This window comes from Hallella multisaccharivorax DSM 17128 (assembly GCF_000218235.1).
In the GTDB taxonomy this organism is placed as follows: domain Bacteria; phylum Bacteroidota; class Bacteroidia; order Bacteroidales; family Bacteroidaceae; genus Prevotella; species Prevotella multisaccharivorax.
In genome coordinates, this window is sequence record NZ_GL945017.1 from 2,402,419 (window position 1) to 2,418,736 (window position 16,318).

Below are 16,318 nucleotides of genomic sequence, written 5' to 3' on the forward strand. Positions count from 1 at the left end.
TTCTTAGAATTTATAAGTTACGATGAGCATGCCGTTGATGCCATTGACATAGAACTTCTTCGGGTTAGTGAGGAAGGTGTAGGTGCGTATCGTCTCGCCGCTGTCGTCGTAGGTCTGGCGATTCTGCTCCATACCGCCGGTGACAAGCTTGCGGTTGTTGAGAATGTTGGTCAGCATGAGGTTGATGGACAGCTGATGCTTGCCCACATAGATGCTCTTGCCCACTGAGGCATCGAGCATGAATCCGCCCTTGCCTTTAGCCTGTGACGGTGCTCTGGAAACGTCGTGCATGGGATTGCCATTCTCATCCATGACCGTGTTGCCGGCGGCATCTTTCAGCAACGGAAGGTTGGAATAGTAGCGGCTTACGGGCGTGTAATAGAGATAGATGCGGTCGTAGTAGTTGCCGATGAGGTCGATGAACCAGCCATTAGAGTGGTAGGCGAGGTCGACGGAATAAGCCGACAGCGGCGTGCCGCCCTCACGCATATTCTTGTTCACTACAATGTCGTTGTAATACTTGCCGTCGTTGGAGAGCATGTAGCACACGTTGGCGTTGTTGGCGTACTTCGCTTCGCTGACGGTTGCCAGGGTGTTGATGCTGAAGGTAGACGACAGCTTGAAGTTGAGGCCTGCCTCTATACCATAATAATGCTTGTTGATGCCGGAGAGGGAGACGTATGAAAAGGATTTATTGCTGTCATAATAGAACATACTGTACTCTGTCACGTCTTGCAGGCGGGTGTAGTAAGCCTGGATGTTGGCGTGCAGCCAACTGCTCTGTAACTGATAGCCCATCTCAGAGGAAAAAATCTTCTCTGTAGAGAGGTCTTTTACAAAGTCATTATTGATCTGTGGAGAAGAGAAAGCGACGTTTGCCGTCGGTGCCTTCCACTCATAGCCGGCACCTAAGGAGAGCGTATTGCCGCGTCCGAGGCTGATGTTCATACCGGCTTTTCCTCCGCCGTCGAGGAAGTGAGCCGTGCCGCTCTTGCCGTAAGAGTTGTTGGGAGCGAGACCGTTGCGCATCTTGCCGTCGCGCTGCATAGCCACTCCGCCAATGCGGCCACTGACAAAGAGAAGGGCACCGTTGAGCCTTGTCTCATAGCTTGTCCATGCCTGTGCACGGTTGACATAGACGTTATAGTCGTAGCCGAAGCGGTCGCCCTTACGCACCTGCTTCGGCGTACTGCCGTCGTTGAGATCATAGAATACCTGCGAGGCGTTCTCGGCATAGGTGCCGATGACATAATAGTTGCTGTTATGGAACGAGGTGGCACCGAGCAGGTCCTCCATGGTCTGATAGTGCATGCCCTTGTTAGTGCTCAGATTCAGGCCGATATTGAGTCCGCTCTTTGCTGTGAGGTCTTTGTGCAAGGCAGAGGAGAGGCTGAAAGCGAGCTGGTCGTCGTGATAGGCCTGCTGGTAATACATGGCGTCAGCGCCCTGTGCCGATGCCATTTTGTTGGAGTAGTAGAGCCTGTCCCAGTTGATCTGCCTGTTTGCCTTCGACGCCATGAGGTAGTCGCGGGCTGCTGTCCAGGCTACGAGGTCGGAGGCACTCGTTGAGCCGGAGCCGTTGCCCCACACATCATAGAAGTAGCTGGGCATGAGACTGTAGTAGTCGGGAGCCGGGTTGGTGGTGTTGTTGTAGTTGAGACGTGTGCTGCTGTACATGGAATACTTGCCGAGCAGTGAGGTGGTGAGCTTCGTGTTGTCGTCGATCTTGAAGTCCCAGGTCAGCAAGGCAGCCGGCGCATAGTCGTTGACCACACGTGCGTTACGCTTCTTGCCGTTCTGGTAGCCCCAGTTGGGGTTATAGTTGTAGTTATTGGCGAGCCAGTACATCTCATCCGTCGAGGCACTCTGAGTGCCACGCTCTGTGGGGTTGCCCCAAGTGACGAGGGAGAGAGAGTGATGGTCGTTGAACACCTTCTCCACACCGAGGAAATAGCTCAGTGAGTTGTAGAACGTACCTTCCACGTAGCCGCGATTGGCCCAGCGGTAGGTGAGGGAAGCCGACCACGCCCAGCCTTTGTCGTTGAGACCGGAGTTGTAGGAGTACATGCCTCGGAGCGTGTAGTTGCGGTTGCCGCCGGCGAGAGAGAGCCGCTGACCCACAGGCATGACCGAGGGCCGGAAGTTGTAGTTGTTGCTTCCGCCCAGGGATGTCATGGCAAAATTGTTGCTCTCAAAGGGCAGCGCCGACTCCATGCCACGTGTCTGGTTGTTGAGTCCGCCGACGAAGGAGTAACGGAAGTCGCCACGCTCGATATCGTTGACTGGATTTCCGTTGATGTACATATCGTTGTACTTGGCGTTGTAGCCTCTGTATTTGAACCTGACAGGGCTCCACCTATATCCTACCTCGTTGGCGTAAGCGTTGGTGCCTGAGGAGATAATCGACACGCTCTGCGTGACGTTCTCGTCCTCGCCGAGCTGCGCCTCCGTGAAGGTGAAAGCCTGCTCACCCACATTGACAGAGTCTTGCTGGGCATAACCCACCGAGGCGATGCTCAAGGCAGCCAAGGCCATGATAAGCTTCTTCTGCATAAGAAAGATGATTGATTAATAACAATTAGAAAATGCAAAGATAACTATTATTCTTCTTTTTCGCCTGTTTTCTAATAAAAAAATGTGATATTGGTATTATCTCCCTAAAAAGAAAACGCGAAAACGACTCGCGCATGAAAAGAAGGTGATAACTTTGCACCCGAACTAATAGCAGACTTGGTGAGCAAGTGCTCACCAAGCGCCCCATGCGGCACAGTGACCACACTTTGGTCATCGTGTGACCACGCCGTGGTCATCATGTGACCACACCTTGGTCAATGCATGACCACGGCGTGGTCACATGATGTTTTTGATACAGCCACTGAAAGGGTCAATGTGTTGCGTGCCATCTTTCCCTTTTCGATTAATTTATTGTAAAGTTGCCCATATTCCTCCATTGAATCCTAAATTTCCTGCGAAGAATTGGTGATATATTAGAAATTATGACGACATTTGCACGTAAATCATGTTATTTAGCTGAATAAACTCAGATGAAAAAGTTTTTCCCCGCACTCCTGTTAGCGCTTTTCTTCTGCTTTTCCACCGCGGCGCAGAAGAAGTTTAATGTCTATGCCATAGGTTTCTATAACCTTGAGAATCTTTTCGATACGTGTCACGACATAGGCAAGAAGGACTATGAATTTCTCCCTTCGGGATCCTATAAATGGAACGGCATGAAATACAGTCACAAGCTGCACAACATGGCCCGCGCGCTCAGCGACATGGGCACAACGATGCTTCCGAGGGTAGGCTGTTCGGTCATCGGCGTGTCAGAAGTGGAAAACGACAAGGTGCTTACGGATCTCTGCTCTCAGCCTGAGCTGAGTGAGCGTGGATATAAGTTCTGTCATGTAGAAGGTCCTGACCACCGCGGCATCGACTGCGCCCTACTCTATAACCCCACGCTGTTCACCGTTAAAGGCGTGCGCCTCTATCCTTACGTGCCCACAGAAAAGCAGGACTCACTCTTCCGTACTCGCGGCTTTCTTGCCGTCAGCGGTGAGTTAGGCGGTGAGCACGTCGTGGTCATCGTCAATCACCTGCCGAGCCGCTTCAGCAACGGTTACTATCGCGAGGTAGGCGCCGCACAGATCAAAGAACTGAAAGACCGCGTCCTGAAGATGGATCCGCAGGCAAAGGTCATCGTGATGGGCGACATGAACGATGACCCGACCAACAAGAGCATGCATGTGATCCTCTCTGCCAAGGAGGAGCCGTCCATGGTGGGCGATGACGACATGTACAACCCCTGGTACAATGTGCTGGTCAGGCAAGGCACCGGTACACTGCAATATCAGGGCTCATGGAACCTCTTCGACCAGATCATACTCTCGCCGAGTCTCCTTGACAGGGATGGAAAGAAAGACTTTTCTACGCTGAAATTCTTCAAGAATGAGGTGCAACGCATGCCTTACCTCTTCCAGAAGGAGGGAAAGTACAAGGGCAACACACACCGCACCACTGCCGGCGGCGTATGGCTCGACGGCTATTCCGACCACCTGCCGACAGTCGTCTATCTCGTTAAAGAACAGCCTGAGAATAAGCCGGCTGCACTGGACGAGAACATTTTCGCATTGCCTGACTATACGGAAGCGGAGCTAAAAAACATCGCTTCTTATATGACAGAGGAGAAGTGCCTGGAGGAAAAGGACACGAAGAAATGATAACAACTACAGACATTGAGACCCACCCTTTCGAGCCATTCCTGCCCCCGACAGCCCGCCTGCTGATGCTTGGCACCTTTCCGCCGGCACCCAAGCGTTGGTGCATGGAGTGGTATTATCCCAACTATACCAATGACATGTGGCGCATTGTGGGGTTATGCTTCTTTGGCGACAAGCTGCACTTCGTGGACGAATCCCACAAGACCTACCGCCTTGATACGCTGAGAGCCTTTCTCGCCGAGAAGGGCATCGCCATCTTCGACACGTGCCTGCGCATTCGCCGTACCACGGGCACAGCAGCCGACAAAGACTTAGAAGTGGTGGAGCGTGCCGATCTCGACGGCATGCTGCGGTCGCTGCCGCGTTGCAGGGGCGTATTGGCAGCAGGCCAGCTTGCTACCAACATCTTCTCCGAACACTATGGCATCGATAACAGGGAAATGAAAAAGATGAAGATGGGAAGCCATATCAACTTCGAGTTTGAGCGCCGGACCATCAGTCTCTACCGCGAGCCAAGCTCAAGCAGGGCTTTCCCCATGAAGGTGGAGGATAAGGCCGCATATTACAGGAGGATGTTCTGCGACCTTGGAATAATTGAATAAGATTTCAGAAATACACAACCATGAAGGACAATCCAACAATTATCGGCATTGCAGGAGGCACGGGTTCCGGCAAGACCACTGTGGTAAAGAAAATCGTGGAGGCGCTGCCCCCTGACTATGTCGCCGTCGTGCCCCTCGACTCCTATTACAACGAGACGACGGGAATGACGGAGGAGGAGCGCAAGGCCATCAACTTTGACCATCCTGACGCCTTCGATTGGAAGCTGCTCATTCACCAGGTCAATGAGCTCAGGCAAGGAGAGGCCATCGAGCAGCCTACTTATTCCTACCTCCTCAGCAACCGCCTGCCCGAGACCATCCACGTGAACCCCAAGCCGGTGATTATCATAGAAGGCATCATGACATTGCTCAACAAGCGCCTGCGCGACATGATGGACTTGAAAATCTTCGTAGACTGCGACTCTGACGAGCGGCTCATCCGCAACATCCAGCGAGACACCATTGACCGCGGCCGCACGGTGTCAATGGTAGTGGACCGCTATCTGAAAGTACTCAAACCCATGCACGAGCAGTTCATTGAGCCTACGAAGCGTTTTGCCGATGTCATCATCCCACAAGGCGGCGAGAACGTCAAGGGCATCGGCATGCTGACCAATTATATCAAGACGCTGGTTCCTCAGGCTTCGCTTCTGTGACCTCCTCTGCCACAGCATCCTGCGTGCCATGGGGCTGTGACATTTGCTTACGGCACTGATGAATCTTGATGGAGTTGATGAGATCGACAACTCCATAGACCATCATGCACCAACCTAAGACAAGCAGTGGCGCGGTGGCAATGAATGAGGGTTTCAACACAGCAACGAGGCCGACAAGCAGCACTAAGGTGGGAAAGACCCACCACACAATGCCAATATTAGCAAAACGCCGTGCGACGGTGAGGTTGAAAAACTGTGTGAGCGCCCCTAAGATGAGCATTGCCGCCAAGACATACATGAGACCGTTGACAAAGCTGTTGGGGAAGAGGGCCAGCACACCGCCCAGAATGATGCTTCCCAGCCCCACAATGGGGAATGGCGGCGCCGGCACATTGATGAGACGGCCTTGGGCATCGTAAATGTCCATGCTGCTGTCTGTGTTTCTACGCTTGGAAGCAAACCACGACGTGATACTAATGATGCCGCTCACAAGGAAGATAGCACCAACGACAACCGTGATCCACGTCACTGTCTGCTCACGGTATTTGACTAACAACGCGCCGATGGCGATCGCACATACGGCGCGGAAAATGCTACTGCGAAAGGGTTTCATAGTTTATGCTATAGCCTTTTATCAAATTCACTCTTCATATTGCAAAGATAGGCTTTTTTCCCTGAACAATGGACGAAACAATGTTATTTTTTGTAATTTTGCACCTCGATTATAACGATTTGGCAGCATGACTAAATTATATCTTGTGCGCCACGGCGAGACTGTGGCTAATGCCGCCCAGATCCTGCAGGGCTGGCAGGGCGGTGAACTCAATGAGACAGGTAAGGCACAAGCCCGTGAAGTAGCAGGGAAAATGAAAGACAAACCGATTGATGCCTTTGTAGCCAGCGATCTGCACAGAGCTATCCAGACTTGTATCATCATTGCCGCAGCGCACGGAGTGGCGAAGGACGACATCACTACTACCCCACTGTTACGCGAACGTGACTGGGGATCGTTCACAGGCAAGTTTATTCCCGACCTGGAGCATACGGAATGGCCCGACGACGTGGAGAGCCTGGAGCATATGAAAAGCCGCGCACAGAACTTTCTCACCTGGATCAAAACGACCTATCCCGACAAAGTAGTGCTCGCTGTAGGCCACGGCATCATCAACAAAGCCATCCAGAGCGTCTATTTCAAGAAGCCAATGAATGAGATTCAAAAGATGCGCAATGCCGAGATTCGCGTGCTGATGCTCTGAATAGGCCACGAAACGATTGTCATAAAAGGCAGAAGCCCCACATTCTCACGAATGCAAGGCTTCTGTCAGATGCCGTTCTTAATCGCAAAGATTAAGAATCATCTTTTATCATAAAAGTGTATATTATTGTAAGAGAGATTATGCTTTCTTTATGATTACAGCAATGACTTGATGTCGCTCATTGGGCGTTTCTGCTGTGTGCCGTCGGGCATGGTCACCATGAAGTAGTCGTAACGTGACTGTCCGTCTTTATAGGCCATGACGGCAACGCCGCCGTCGCGCATCTGCAGGGTGAAGTATCCGTTGCGCTTGCCGTTGACATAAGTGCCGTGCAGTTTCTCCTTGCCGTTCTGATAGTAAGTTGTCACCTCGCCATTGAGCACGGTGTTCTTGTCGTTGCTCAGGTCAACGAAGTTGTATCCGCCTTCAGCACGGAGCTTTCCGTTCATGTAATAGTCCTGGAACACATCTTCTTTGGCGAGACCGTTGCTTTGTGTCTTCAGCAAACGATAATAGGCTGCCTGCCGTGCATCGTTAACGCTCCGCTGGTTGGCGTCATAGTAGATGGTGTCACCCACCACTTTGGCATTCTCACTGACACGGCTGCGTCCAAAACTTACAATTGTCATCAGCAACATGGCTGACATCAAAATGATCTTCTTCATAAGGTTTACTCCTTCCAGATTATAATTGTTTTTCTTTATTTCGGTGCAAAGGTACGCATTTCTTATGTGGTTTGTTCTTTTCCTTAACGTTATTTTATAATTATTTTTCGACATCATTAAACTGTTGGCTCATAGACTTCTTTTCATGCAAAAACAATATTTTGTGCCCTCTTAACTTACAGTTTGTAAAGTCGACATTAGTATCTTTCTCTATATTACCGCCATTCAGCTTACCATTTGTCAGAAACTACAGAGCCTGTTGTGAACGGTCCATAACGTCCTCTTACAGTAGGCTTCTCACTTTATGACACTATTGTAAATAAAACTTATCGTATATCATTATTGATATAAATCAATAATAATAAGTTTCATTCTGAAAGTAACAATTCCTAAAAACCACTAATCTACTATGATTTATATGTAAAAGAGACCTAATTAGGGCTGATAAGTAATGGGCATATAGAGTCTTACTGCCACATTGTTACCATTCATCTTCCCCGGTACAAAGTCCGGCAAACCTTTGATAGTCATGGCGGCATGGCGGTCGAGAACAGGATTGATGGGCTTGAGCACGCACACATCTCGCACTCTCCCATTCTTGTCAACCACAAAGCTCGTGTATTCTTTCACCGTCCCGCTCAACATCACTTCTGGTTTGGATGCATAACTCATGTATTGTTTGAAAGCCTCACTTCCTCCTTTGAAGGTCGGCATCTGTTCCACATTATTATATATAGAGTCTCCATCTATCGTTAATGGCTGTGTAATTGCTTTCGGCACGATGGCCTCGGCCTTCTTCATAAAGAGTCTTTTTCCTTGTCTCGAAAGCGCGTAGGCATACGTATCCAACGGCATAGAAGCGGTGTAGATCCTGCTATTGCTGCCAACAAAGGCGCGGACAAGGTAATTGAGGCTTCTACCGTCAACCCAAACGCCCTCAACTTCACAGCCAGTCATCGTATTGAAGAAATTGTCATCGAGCGGCGCAAACAGATGGTCGTAAAAGTCCTGCGGCTCATTACGGGTGACGACACTGGAACTGATGAGGTCTTTTACATTGGAGAGGGTCCTTCTGGAAAGGTCATAGACCACGACATGCTCTCCTGAAGACGCTTTGTTGCTTGACAACTTACCGGGCTCAACGTTGAGACTGAGATAATAGGCTATCCAGTGATTGGGCTCGTATCCCACTATACGGGCCGTGGCTGTGACATAGCAGAAGCGTCGGTCGTCAGGAATGGTCTTCATCATGCTGCTCACAGGTGCACCGTAACTTTGATGGAGAGTTACCAGCAACGAGTCATAGTCTGCGGTCGCGATGCCGGTTAGCTCGCTGCTGATGTAGCGTTTGAGTTCGGGAACATTACTGAATCCGGCAACCTCAGGCCATTCAATATCATAATCTACAACATTGTAATCAGAGTCCTTCTGCAAGAAAAGGTGCTCCTTCTCATATTTGACGCTATACGATACCACCCTGGTGTCTACGGTCTGTGCCTTTCCTGCGAGAAGCGGCAGAAAGAGGACAGCGATAGTTAGAATCTTTTTCATTGCCTCGAAGCGATTAATTCAAGTATAGAGTCCGCCGTTGACGTTGATGACTTCTCCCGTGATGTAGGAGGCTGCAGGTGAGACCAGAAAAGCCACCACCTCAGCAATCTCCTCGGGTTTGGCAAAACGCCGCATGGGGATCTGTCTTTTCAGCTCGTCTTCATTAAGGTCACAGGTCATGTCCGTTTCCACAAAGCCAGGCGCTACGGCGTTGACCGTGATGTTTCGCGGTGCCACTTCAATGGCGAGCGCCTTTGTGGCACCTATCAGACCGGCCTTGGCGGCACTGTAGTTGGCTTGTCCGGGTAGTCCCTTGACCCCTGAGAGCGATGCCATATTCACGATTCTGCCTCCGCGGTGCCGTGGCATCATGTGTTTAAGCACGCGGCGGGTGAGATAAAAGAAACCGTTGAGGGTCGTGTCGACTACACTGTGCCATTCTTCATCGCTCATCATGAACATCACACTGTCGTGGCGAATGCCGGCGTTGTTGACGAGAACGGAGATCCAATCGTCAGGGTGTGCGGCCTCCCAGGCATCCATGGCCCTATCGACTTCAGCCTCATTGGCTACGTCGAAAGCTAAGAGTTCGGCAGGTGTACCAGTAGCTTCCACGAGTCTTTTCACCTCCAAGGCTTTTGCTTCATTGGTACGATAATTGATGATAACGGGCTGTCCCGTCTTTGCCAGGAGCAGGGCAATGGCTCTCCCAATGCCCCGCGATGCCCCTGTGACAAGTGTATATTTCATTTATATGAATTTAGAATCAAAATCATTCAGGTTCTTGATGCCCGATGGCGAGATCGTCTTCGATGGACACGAGGGCAGACACGATGCATGTAGCCATCACCGCGACAAGTGTCAGAAAGAAGAATCGACGGTATCCGAGTATTTCCTCCAGTCCGCCGGCGACGAGTCCAGGGAGCATCAACGAAAGAGTCATCAACGCTGAGGCAATGGCATAGTGAGAAGTACGGAACTCACCGCGGTTATAATAGATGAGGAACATCATATACGCCGTGAGCCCGAATCCTGTTCCCAACTGTTCGATGAACACGGCCGCAGAGATCAGCGCCAGGCTCTGTGGCAATAAATAAGCCAGAACCAAGTAGATAAAGGGAGGCAACGCATAGGCAACGACCATGGGCGGTATCCATCGTCTGAGCCCGCCTCGGCTGATAACGATGCCCCCTGCAATGGACCCGATGATGACACCAACCATTCCGACAGTACCCTGAACAAGTCCATACTCTTGCGGCGCTAAGCCAAGACCGCCGTTGTGGGTAGCATCGATGAGGAAGAGAAGGCTCACCTTGGACAGCAATGCCTCAGGCAGGCGGAAAAGCAGGATGAAACACAGTGCCACTACGATGTGAGGCTTGCGAAGGAAGGTGCGGAAAGTGAGGGCAAAGCCGCTCAGAATGGAATGCGCACTGACGTAAGGATGCTGCTTGTCGTTATGGGCGCGGGGCAAAGTCTGACAGTGCCAGAGCCAGAGAGCTAAGAAGACGCCGGCAAGTCCATAAAAGGTGAGGCTCCAGGAATAACTGATAGAGCCTCTGAAGACAACCTGCAGGTTGCCGGCCACCATCACCAGCACGCCTTGACCGAAGATAGTAGCCAGTCGGTCAGCCATTTGCCGGATGCCCATGAACCATGCCTGCTGACGCTCATTGAGGGCTAAAAGGTAAAAGCCGTCGGCAGCGACGCAATGGGATGCGCCCGTGAAGGCGGCCACCCAAAAGAAGAACAGGGTGCCCTGAAACCAGAATGACGCCGGGATAGTGAAGGCGACGCCTCCGAAAGCGGCGCCAAGCAGTATCTCCGTAAGCTGCACCCACCATCGTTTTGTCTTGATGAGGTCGATAAAAGGGCTCCAGACAGGCTTGAGTACCCAAGGAAGGTACAGCCATGAGGTGTAAAAGGTGATGGCTGAATTGGAGAGTCCCATCTGCTTGTAAAAGATAAGCGAGACCACCATGACGGCAACGGGGGGCAGACCATCGGCAAACGATAGTGAGGGCACCCAAAGCCAAGGACTTCGACGCTTGTTTCCGGATGTGTTTATATGATGGTTGACGTTTACCATGCCGTTTCTATTTTTGTGTTAGGGTAATAGTGCCGGAGAATATCATCGTAGGCGTATCCCTTGTCACCCATCACGGCAGCACCTATCTGGCACAGTCCTACACCGTGTCCCCATCCTGCACCATCCAGCCGGAAGCCTGAGGGAATGGTCTTGCCGTCACGTAGAGGGCCGGAGACCGTCGTTACGACAAACGCGGAACTCAGCAGATGGCTCTCTGAGAGTATCCGTCTAATCTCCAATTCCTTGCCTACAATGACAGACTGACGGGTGCCTATTATCTCCAACTCGTAAATGCGCCCGCTTTTTCCGCGCTTCAGAGGAATGATCTGAAGGATGTCACCCAAGTCCATATCGAGTTTCTTTCTGATGAGAGCCGACAGCTCCTGTTGCGTGTAGACTACGTGCCAGCGATAAAAGTCGGTTGTCTCCTGGTCATAACCGTTGAGTACCTGCCCAAGGATGCGCTTGTCCTGAGTATTGCAGAAGCTCTCAGGCGAAGAGAGAATCCATTTTCTTGCATTGTCTTCATTGGTGAGATCGGGGATCTTTTCCGAAGGCGTGTCGCCGAGGGCCCGCAGATAGGGCTTAGGCCTGTCGTCCCAACAATACTGATATTCTTCCAGTGCGCCACCACAACATTTTGAGAAACGGGTATCGCATATCTCTCCATTGAACACCAGAATCTGCCCATGAGTGCGGTCAATGGCTTCCTTGACGTGGGGCGATGTCGCTTTCGTGATACCCTGATAGCGCTGGCAATGGTCGTCGGCACAAACGTCAAAAAGCGTATGGTTAGTGTGGTCATACCATTTGATGATGCGCTTTGTCGCTGCCTCTGCCACACGGCTGGGGGCTATCTGACTGGCAGAAACGGACACGTTCGCGGCCTTTGCAGGATCCCCATGTATCTGTGCCAACAGCCATGACCGCGAGATCACGGCATGTGCCATAAGGAGTGGTAGGTTGGATGTGGCGCTCATCTCGCTGGAGATGACACTTTCCAGGTATTGCTCCACCTGAATTATATTGACGGCCCAAAGCTTTCCTTTGTCGGCGATCAACTTCAGCGCGCCGCGAAAAGTCTGTGTCTCTTTCCGCTCCCAATGGAAGTTCACGCCGATGGTAACGTCATGGAGAGAGAAGGAGGACTCCTCGCCGGCAGGCGAGAAAAGCAAGCATGTATAAGCTTCTCCGTTGAGATGGATGAGCCCGTGCGCCACAGTCGCCTCAAGATCTCCCGTCATGGGAGTGCCATTGAGCGTGTAGGGACCGTTAAGACTGAAGCTTATCGTGTGCCCGCCGACTATTCCCACGTGAACGACAGGCTCTGTCAAAGGATTGGGCTTATGTAAGACTGCATTTGACATGAAAGGCAAGATGAACGAAATGTGTTTCATGCAAAGGTAGCTATTTTTATGCTACACATTACTAATAATGTCCTAAAAAAACTTGAAAACGCTTTTCTTATCTCAAAAGATTGCTCTTTTTTTGCTGAACAGATGGATAATTGCTAAATTTGCATCGGTTATCTGCCATTTTTAGTGAATAATCATCATTTAATAATCTTTATCTTTTTTATATAGAACCATGCTGAAATCTACTCTTCTCCTTTCCGTGGCATTGGCGGGAAGCCTTCATGTAAACGGTCAGAAAGCTCCGGCTCCTCTTGCCCCTTTGCCTACACCGGCTCAAGTAGAGCAAATGAAAATGGAGACCTATGCTTTTATTCATTTCACCACCAACACGTTTCTGAACCTTGAATGGGGCTATGGCGACGCTGCTCCTTCGGTGTTCAATCCCGACACACTCGATTGCGGGCAGTGGGTCAAAACGCTTCTCCAAGGTGGTCTGAAGGGTATCATCTTCACCGCCAAGCACCATGACGGCTTCTGTTTGTGGCCCACCAAATACACGGATTATTCCATCTCGGCCTCCCCCTATCGTCATGGCAAGGGCGACGCTGTGGGCGAACTGGCAGCCGAGTGCCGCAAGCAGGGGATGGAGTTTGGCATTTATCTCTCACCGTGGGACCGCCACCAAGCCAGCTATGGCACGCCGGAATACGTTGATTATTATAAGAAGCAGCTCAGAGAGCTCCTCACGCAATACGGTCCCTTCTTTGAAGTATGGTTCGACGGTGCCAATGGCGGCGACGGCTATTATGGCGGCGCACGGGAGAAGCGCACGATAGACAAGGTCCATTATTACAATTTCCCAGCACTTTTCAAGATGCTGAATGACGCCGACCCCAAGTGCATCATTCACACCGATGGCGGTCCTGGAAGCCGGTGGATCGGCAACGAGAATGGCGTGGCGGGAGAGACTGACTGGGCTTTCCTCACCGACAAGCACATGATTCCTGCCGGAGTTGAAGATCATGAGCGTGTGTTGGGACAAGGCGATGCCGACGGCTCTCACTGGGTGCACGGCGAGGCCGATGTGTCCATCCGGCGGCCCAATTGGTTTTGGAGTACCACCAATGACAAGCTGGTATTGTCGCCTGAACAGCTTGTCGACCTTTATTTCAAGAGCGTGGGCCGCAATGCCACGTTGTTGCTGAATGTACCGGTCAACATCCATGGCAAAATCGCGAAGAAGGACTCTTTGGCTCTTGTCGGCTACCGCGAGATTATCGACAAGACCTTTGCTGTCAACCTCCTGACGAAGGCAAAGGTTACCGCAAGCACGACTCGTGGCAAAGCATTCAGACCGGCCAACGTGGTAGACGGGAAGTACGATTCATACTGGGCCACGGGCGATGGCGTCAACAAGGGCTCCCTGACCTTCCGTTTACGGCAGCCGCAGACCTTCAATTGCCTCATGCTTCAAGAGTATATTCCCCTGGGCCAGCGCGTGAAACGCTTCAGGGTGGAATATCTTGACCGCAGTGGTAAATGGCAGACCATCGATGCGGGCCAGACCACAACGGTGGGCTATAAGCGGTTACTCAGGTTCCGCCCCGTCAGCACCTCGCAAGTGCGTGTCAAGTTCCTGGACGCGCGCGGCCCGTTGTGTATCAATGCTGTGGGTGCTTACCGTCTGCCCATCAACAAGAATTAATTAATCGACATTTTATTATACTTTCAATAACACTTTTGCGACATTTTTCAGCGAAAGCGGGGAAAAAGTTTGTAACTTTGCACATGTAACACCGTACATATTGTACTTACATGGACAAGAAAATACTTTTAGGCCTGACGCTTGACGAGCTGAAAGATGTTGCAAAAAGTCTTGGCATGCCCGCCTTTACGGGTTCTCAGATTGCCAAATGGCTCTACGAGCGACACGTAGCCTCCATCGATGAGATGACCAATCTGTCCAAGCAGAACCGTCAGCTCCTCTCCGAACAATATGATATAGGCTGCATGGTACCCATTGACGCGCAGCGGTCGAAAGACGGTACCGTCAAATACCTTTTCCCTGTGCGGACAACAGACGGCGACATGGCGCGCCAACGGTTTGTCGAGACGGTCTATATCCCCGAGGAAAGCGGTCATGCCACTCTTTGTGTCTCATGCGAGGTGGGATGCAAAATGAACTGTCTTTTCTGCCAGACAGGGAAGCAGGGATTTCATGGCTACCTCACCACAGCCGACATTCTCAACCAGATTTACAGTTTGCCTGAAGCGGGCAACCTCACCAATATCGTTTACATGGGGCAGGGAGAGCCGATGGACAACCTCGACAACGTGTTGCGCTCCACGCAGATTCTCACTGCACCTTATGGGTGGGCATGGAGCCCGAAGCGCATCACGGTGAGTTCTGTGGGGCTCAAGGACAAGTTGAAACGTTTCCTCGAAGAGAGCAATTGCCAGGTCGCCATCAGTCTGCACTCTCCGCTGCATGAGCAGCGCGAACAGCTCATGCCGGCCGAGAAAGGCATGGCTATCAGTGAGGTGGTGGACCTGTTGCACAACTACGACTTCGCCCACCAGCGGCGACTCACCTTCGAATACATTGTTTTCGGGGGCCTCAATGACAGCAAAGCCCATGCCGAGGCTATCTGTAGGCTGCTGAAAGGGCTGGATTGCCGCATCAATCTCATTCGTTTCCATCAGATCCCCAATGTCCCTTTGCGCGGGGCCACTGAAGAGAAGATGCTGTCGTTCAGGGATTATCTCACGGCGCATGGGCTTTACTGTACCATCCGTGCGAGTCGGGGCGAAGACATCGAGGCTGCCTGCGGGCTGCTGAGCACAAAGCGCTTTGATGCGCTGCGTTGACGCCTTGCCGTGGCCGTGCCTTAGTGGTGGCCACCATCTGCAAAAAGCAATGAATGGTATGACAATACGTGATGCGATACTTAAGGGTTGGCGGCCGGCACACAGGCACGGCCACAGTACAGTCGTGTTGTGCATCCTCTTGCTCTGCTCTTCCTGCGGCCGCAATGGCAGCATGCTGCCTCCCTCGGGTGGCAAGCTCTTTGAGACGCTCCTCGTGGGCGACAGCGGCGGCATCATCAGCAGCGCTCTGCAGACCGACGTGCCGGGACTGCCGCAGAGCGAGCCACAGTGGGACGTGTCGTCAGTCCGTGCTTCGGCTTTCGACGCATCACTGAAGGTAGCGCGCAACATCGTTGTCGTGAAGACCTCACCGGCGTTGTACAGCAGCGTGCGGGTGCGTTATGAGCGCAACGTGTGGGCGGATCCACAGCTGGTAGTTACCGTCACGGCACCGACAGCGAGGATGATCGGCGACAGCATCAGCAGCGTGGCACCGACCCTGCTGCGCCTGCTTGGCAGGGCAGAGATGAGGAGGGCCCTGTCCTTGCTCCGGACGCATCGCAATGTGAAAGCGGAGCGAATGGTGGACAGCATGTTCCACATCCGCATGTGGATACCATTGGATATGACAGCATGCCGGAAAGGAAAGGACTTCCTATGGCTGAGCAACAACTCGCCAACGGTCATGAACAACCTCGTCGTCTATCGTACGCCATCCCGGGCCGACTTCATCGCATGCCGCGACAGTGCCTTGGGCAGGAACATCAAGGGTGAGACGGATCGCATGCAGATGACAACGGTAGCCCCGACCGTGATGCAGAACAAAGGTGCCACGTTCTTCCGCGGACTGTGGGAGATGGAGGGCGACAACATGGGCGGTCCATTCGTCAGCAGGCGGGTGCCGGAAGCTCACGGCAAGGGCAATGTCATCCTGGAAGGCTTCGTCTTTGCCCCGGCAAAAAACAAGCGCAATGCCATCCGGCAATTAGAGGCGGCCCTGTATTCGGCCAATAGAAAAGAAACAAAAAGGAATAAGTAAATCATCATAAGATTCAACAA

14 protein-coding genes are annotated in these 16,318 nt (G+C 51.8%); 7 read left to right on the forward strand and 7 right to left on the reverse strand.

Annotated features, from left to right (window positions below; translation table 11 throughout):
* Nucleotides 1-3 precede the first annotated feature (3 nt).
* A complete protein-coding gene (locus PREMU_RS10405) occupies nucleotides 4-2,553 on the reverse strand; it encodes a TonB-dependent receptor (protein WP_007575156.1) in 2,550 nt (849 codons plus the stop codon).
* Nucleotides 2,554-3,044: 491 nt separating this feature from the next.
* Here PREMU_RS10405 and PREMU_RS10410 point away from each other — a divergent pair, with 491 nt between their 5' ends.
* The 3 genes from PREMU_RS10410 to udk are packed head-to-tail and all read left to right on the forward strand — an operon-like array spanning nucleotide 3,045 to nucleotide 5,475.
* Nucleotides 3,045-4,217 (forward strand): endonuclease/exonuclease/phosphatase family protein, encoded by a 1,173-nt coding sequence (locus PREMU_RS10410; RefSeq protein ID WP_007575158.1) that lies wholly within the window; start codon nucleotides 3,045-3,047, stop codon nucleotides 4,215-4,217.
* Nucleotides 4,214-4,819, forward strand: coding sequence for a uracil-DNA glycosylase family protein (locus PREMU_RS10415; protein ID WP_007575159.1), 606 nt, complete (start codon nucleotides 4,214-4,216; stop codon nucleotides 4,817-4,819). The genes PREMU_RS10410 and PREMU_RS10415 overlap by 4 nt, the downstream gene beginning before the upstream one ends.
* Nucleotides 4,820-4,839: 20 nt before the next feature.
* Entirely contained in the window at nucleotides 4,840-5,475 is a 636-nt protein-coding gene (gene udk, locus PREMU_RS10420; RefSeq protein WP_007575161.1) for a uridine kinase, read from the forward strand.
* On the opposite strand, the gene PREMU_RS10425 is transcribed toward udk, so the two are convergent.
* Nucleotides 5,441-6,088 (reverse strand): DUF308 domain-containing protein, encoded by a 648-nt coding sequence (locus PREMU_RS10425; RefSeq protein ID WP_007575163.1) that lies wholly within the window; start codon nucleotides 6,086-6,088, stop codon nucleotides 5,441-5,443. The genes udk and PREMU_RS10425 overlap by 35 nt on opposite strands.
* Before the next feature lie 127 nt (nucleotides 6,089-6,215).
* On the opposite strand from PREMU_RS10425, the gene PREMU_RS10430 reads away from it, so the two are divergent.
* On the forward strand, nucleotides 6,216-6,731 hold the full coding sequence (locus tag PREMU_RS10430) for a histidine phosphatase family protein (RefSeq protein WP_007575165.1): 516 nt from the start codon (nucleotides 6,216-6,218) through the stop codon (nucleotides 6,729-6,731).
* Between the two features lie 155 nt (nucleotides 6,732-6,886).
* Here PREMU_RS10430 and PREMU_RS10435 read toward each other — a convergent pair whose 3' ends face one another.
* The 5 genes from PREMU_RS10435 to PREMU_RS10455 all read right to left on the reverse strand — a co-directional run bounded on the left by PREMU_RS10435 (nucleotide 6,887) and on the right by PREMU_RS10455 (nucleotide 12,433).
* On the reverse strand, nucleotides 6,887-7,396 hold the full coding sequence (locus tag PREMU_RS10435) for a toxin-antitoxin system YwqK family antitoxin (protein ID WP_040558949.1): 510 nt from the start codon (nucleotides 7,394-7,396) through the stop codon (nucleotides 6,887-6,889).
* A 435-nt stretch (nucleotides 7,397-7,831) separates the two neighbouring features.
* A complete protein-coding gene (locus PREMU_RS10440) occupies nucleotides 7,832-8,947 on the reverse strand; it encodes an energy transducer TonB (protein ID WP_007575169.1) in 1,116 nt (371 codons plus the stop codon).
* 18 nt (nucleotides 8,948-8,965) lie between these two features.
* Nucleotides 8,966-9,697 carry a flexirubin biosynthesis SDR family reductase FlxB gene (flxB, locus tag PREMU_RS10445; RefSeq protein WP_007575171.1) on the reverse strand — a complete coding sequence of 244 codons (732 nt, stop codon included), beginning with the start codon at nucleotides 9,695-9,697 and terminating at the stop codon, nucleotides 8,966-8,968.
* Nucleotides 9,698-9,719: 22 nt separating this feature from the next.
* Nucleotides 9,720-11,036 carry an MFS transporter gene (locus PREMU_RS10450; RefSeq protein ID WP_007575173.1) on the reverse strand — a complete coding sequence of 439 codons (1,317 nt, stop codon included), beginning with the start codon at nucleotides 11,034-11,036 and terminating at the stop codon, nucleotides 9,720-9,722.
* The gene (locus PREMU_RS10455) at nucleotides 11,030-12,433 is read right to left on the reverse strand and encodes a SpoIID/LytB domain-containing protein (protein WP_007575175.1); all 1,404 of its coding nucleotides are present in this window, start codon (nucleotides 12,431-12,433) and stop codon (nucleotides 11,030-11,032) included. The genes PREMU_RS10450 and PREMU_RS10455 overlap by 7 nt, the downstream gene beginning before the upstream one ends.
* Nucleotides 12,434-12,623: 190 nt before the next feature.
* On the opposite strand from PREMU_RS10455, the gene PREMU_RS10460 reads away from it, so the two are divergent.
* From PREMU_RS10460 to PREMU_RS10470, 3 genes are all read left to right on the forward strand, one after another.
* The gene (locus PREMU_RS10460) at nucleotides 12,624-14,096 is read left to right on the forward strand and encodes an alpha-L-fucosidase (protein ID WP_007575177.1); all 1,473 of its coding nucleotides are present in this window, start codon (nucleotides 12,624-12,626) and stop codon (nucleotides 14,094-14,096) included.
* Nucleotides 14,097-14,206: 110 nt separating this feature from the next.
* Nucleotides 14,207-15,259 carry a dual-specificity RNA methyltransferase RlmN gene (gene rlmN / locus PREMU_RS10465; RefSeq protein ID WP_007575180.1) on the forward strand — a complete coding sequence of 351 codons (1,053 nt, stop codon included), beginning with the start codon at nucleotides 14,207-14,209 and terminating at the stop codon, nucleotides 15,257-15,259.
* Nucleotides 15,260-15,308: 49 nt separating this feature from the next.
* Nucleotides 15,309-16,298: a DUF4837 family protein gene (locus PREMU_RS10470; RefSeq protein ID WP_050796417.1), complete on the forward strand. Its 990-nt coding sequence runs from the start codon at nucleotides 15,309-15,311 to the stop codon at nucleotides 16,296-16,298.
* The last annotated feature ends 20 nt before the right edge of the window (nucleotides 16,299-16,318 follow it).

Coding starts and splice junctions, on each gene's coding strand:
- PREMU_RS10405 (WP_007575156.1), bottom strand. CDS start 2,553: ATGCAGAAGAAGCTTATCATGGCCTTGGCTGCCTTGAGCATCGCCTCG.
- PREMU_RS10410 (WP_007575158.1), top strand. CDS start 3,045: ATGAAAAAGTTTTTCCCCGCACTCCTGTTAGCGCTTTTCTTCTGCTTT.
- PREMU_RS10415 (WP_007575159.1), top strand. CDS start 4,214: ATGATAACAACTACAGACATTGAGACCCACCCTTTCGAGCCATTCCTG.
- udk (WP_007575161.1), top strand. CDS start 4,840: ATGAAGGACAATCCAACAATTATCGGCATTGCAGGAGGCACGGGTTCC.
- PREMU_RS10425 (WP_007575163.1), bottom strand. CDS start 6,088: ATGAAACCCTTTCGCAGTAGCATTTTCCGCGCCGTATGTGCGATCGCC.
- PREMU_RS10430 (WP_007575165.1), top strand. CDS start 6,216: ATGACTAAATTATATCTTGTGCGCCACGGCGAGACTGTGGCTAATGCC.
- PREMU_RS10435 (WP_040558949.1), bottom strand. CDS start 7,396: ATGAAGAAGATCATTTTGATGTCAGCCATGTTGCTGATGACAATTGTA.
- PREMU_RS10440 (WP_007575169.1), bottom strand. CDS start 8,947: ATGAAAAAGATTCTAACTATCGCTGTCCTCTTTCTGCCGCTTCTCGCA.
- flxB (WP_007575171.1), bottom strand. CDS start 9,697: ATGAAATATACACTTGTCACAGGGGCATCGCGGGGCATTGGGAGAGCC.
- PREMU_RS10450 (WP_007575173.1), bottom strand. CDS start 11,036: ATGGTAAACGTCAACCATCATATAAACACATCCGGAAACAAGCGTCGA.
- PREMU_RS10455 (WP_007575175.1), bottom strand. CDS start 12,433: ATGAAACACATTTCGTTCATCTTGCCTTTCATGTCAAATGCAGTCTTA.
- PREMU_RS10460 (WP_007575177.1), top strand. CDS start 12,624: ATGCTGAAATCTACTCTTCTCCTTTCCGTGGCATTGGCGGGAAGCCTT.
- rlmN (WP_007575180.1), top strand. CDS start 14,207: ATGGACAAGAAAATACTTTTAGGCCTGACGCTTGACGAGCTGAAAGAT.
- PREMU_RS10470 (WP_050796417.1), top strand. CDS start 15,309: ATGAATGGTATGACAATACGTGATGCGATACTTAAGGGTTGGCGGCCG.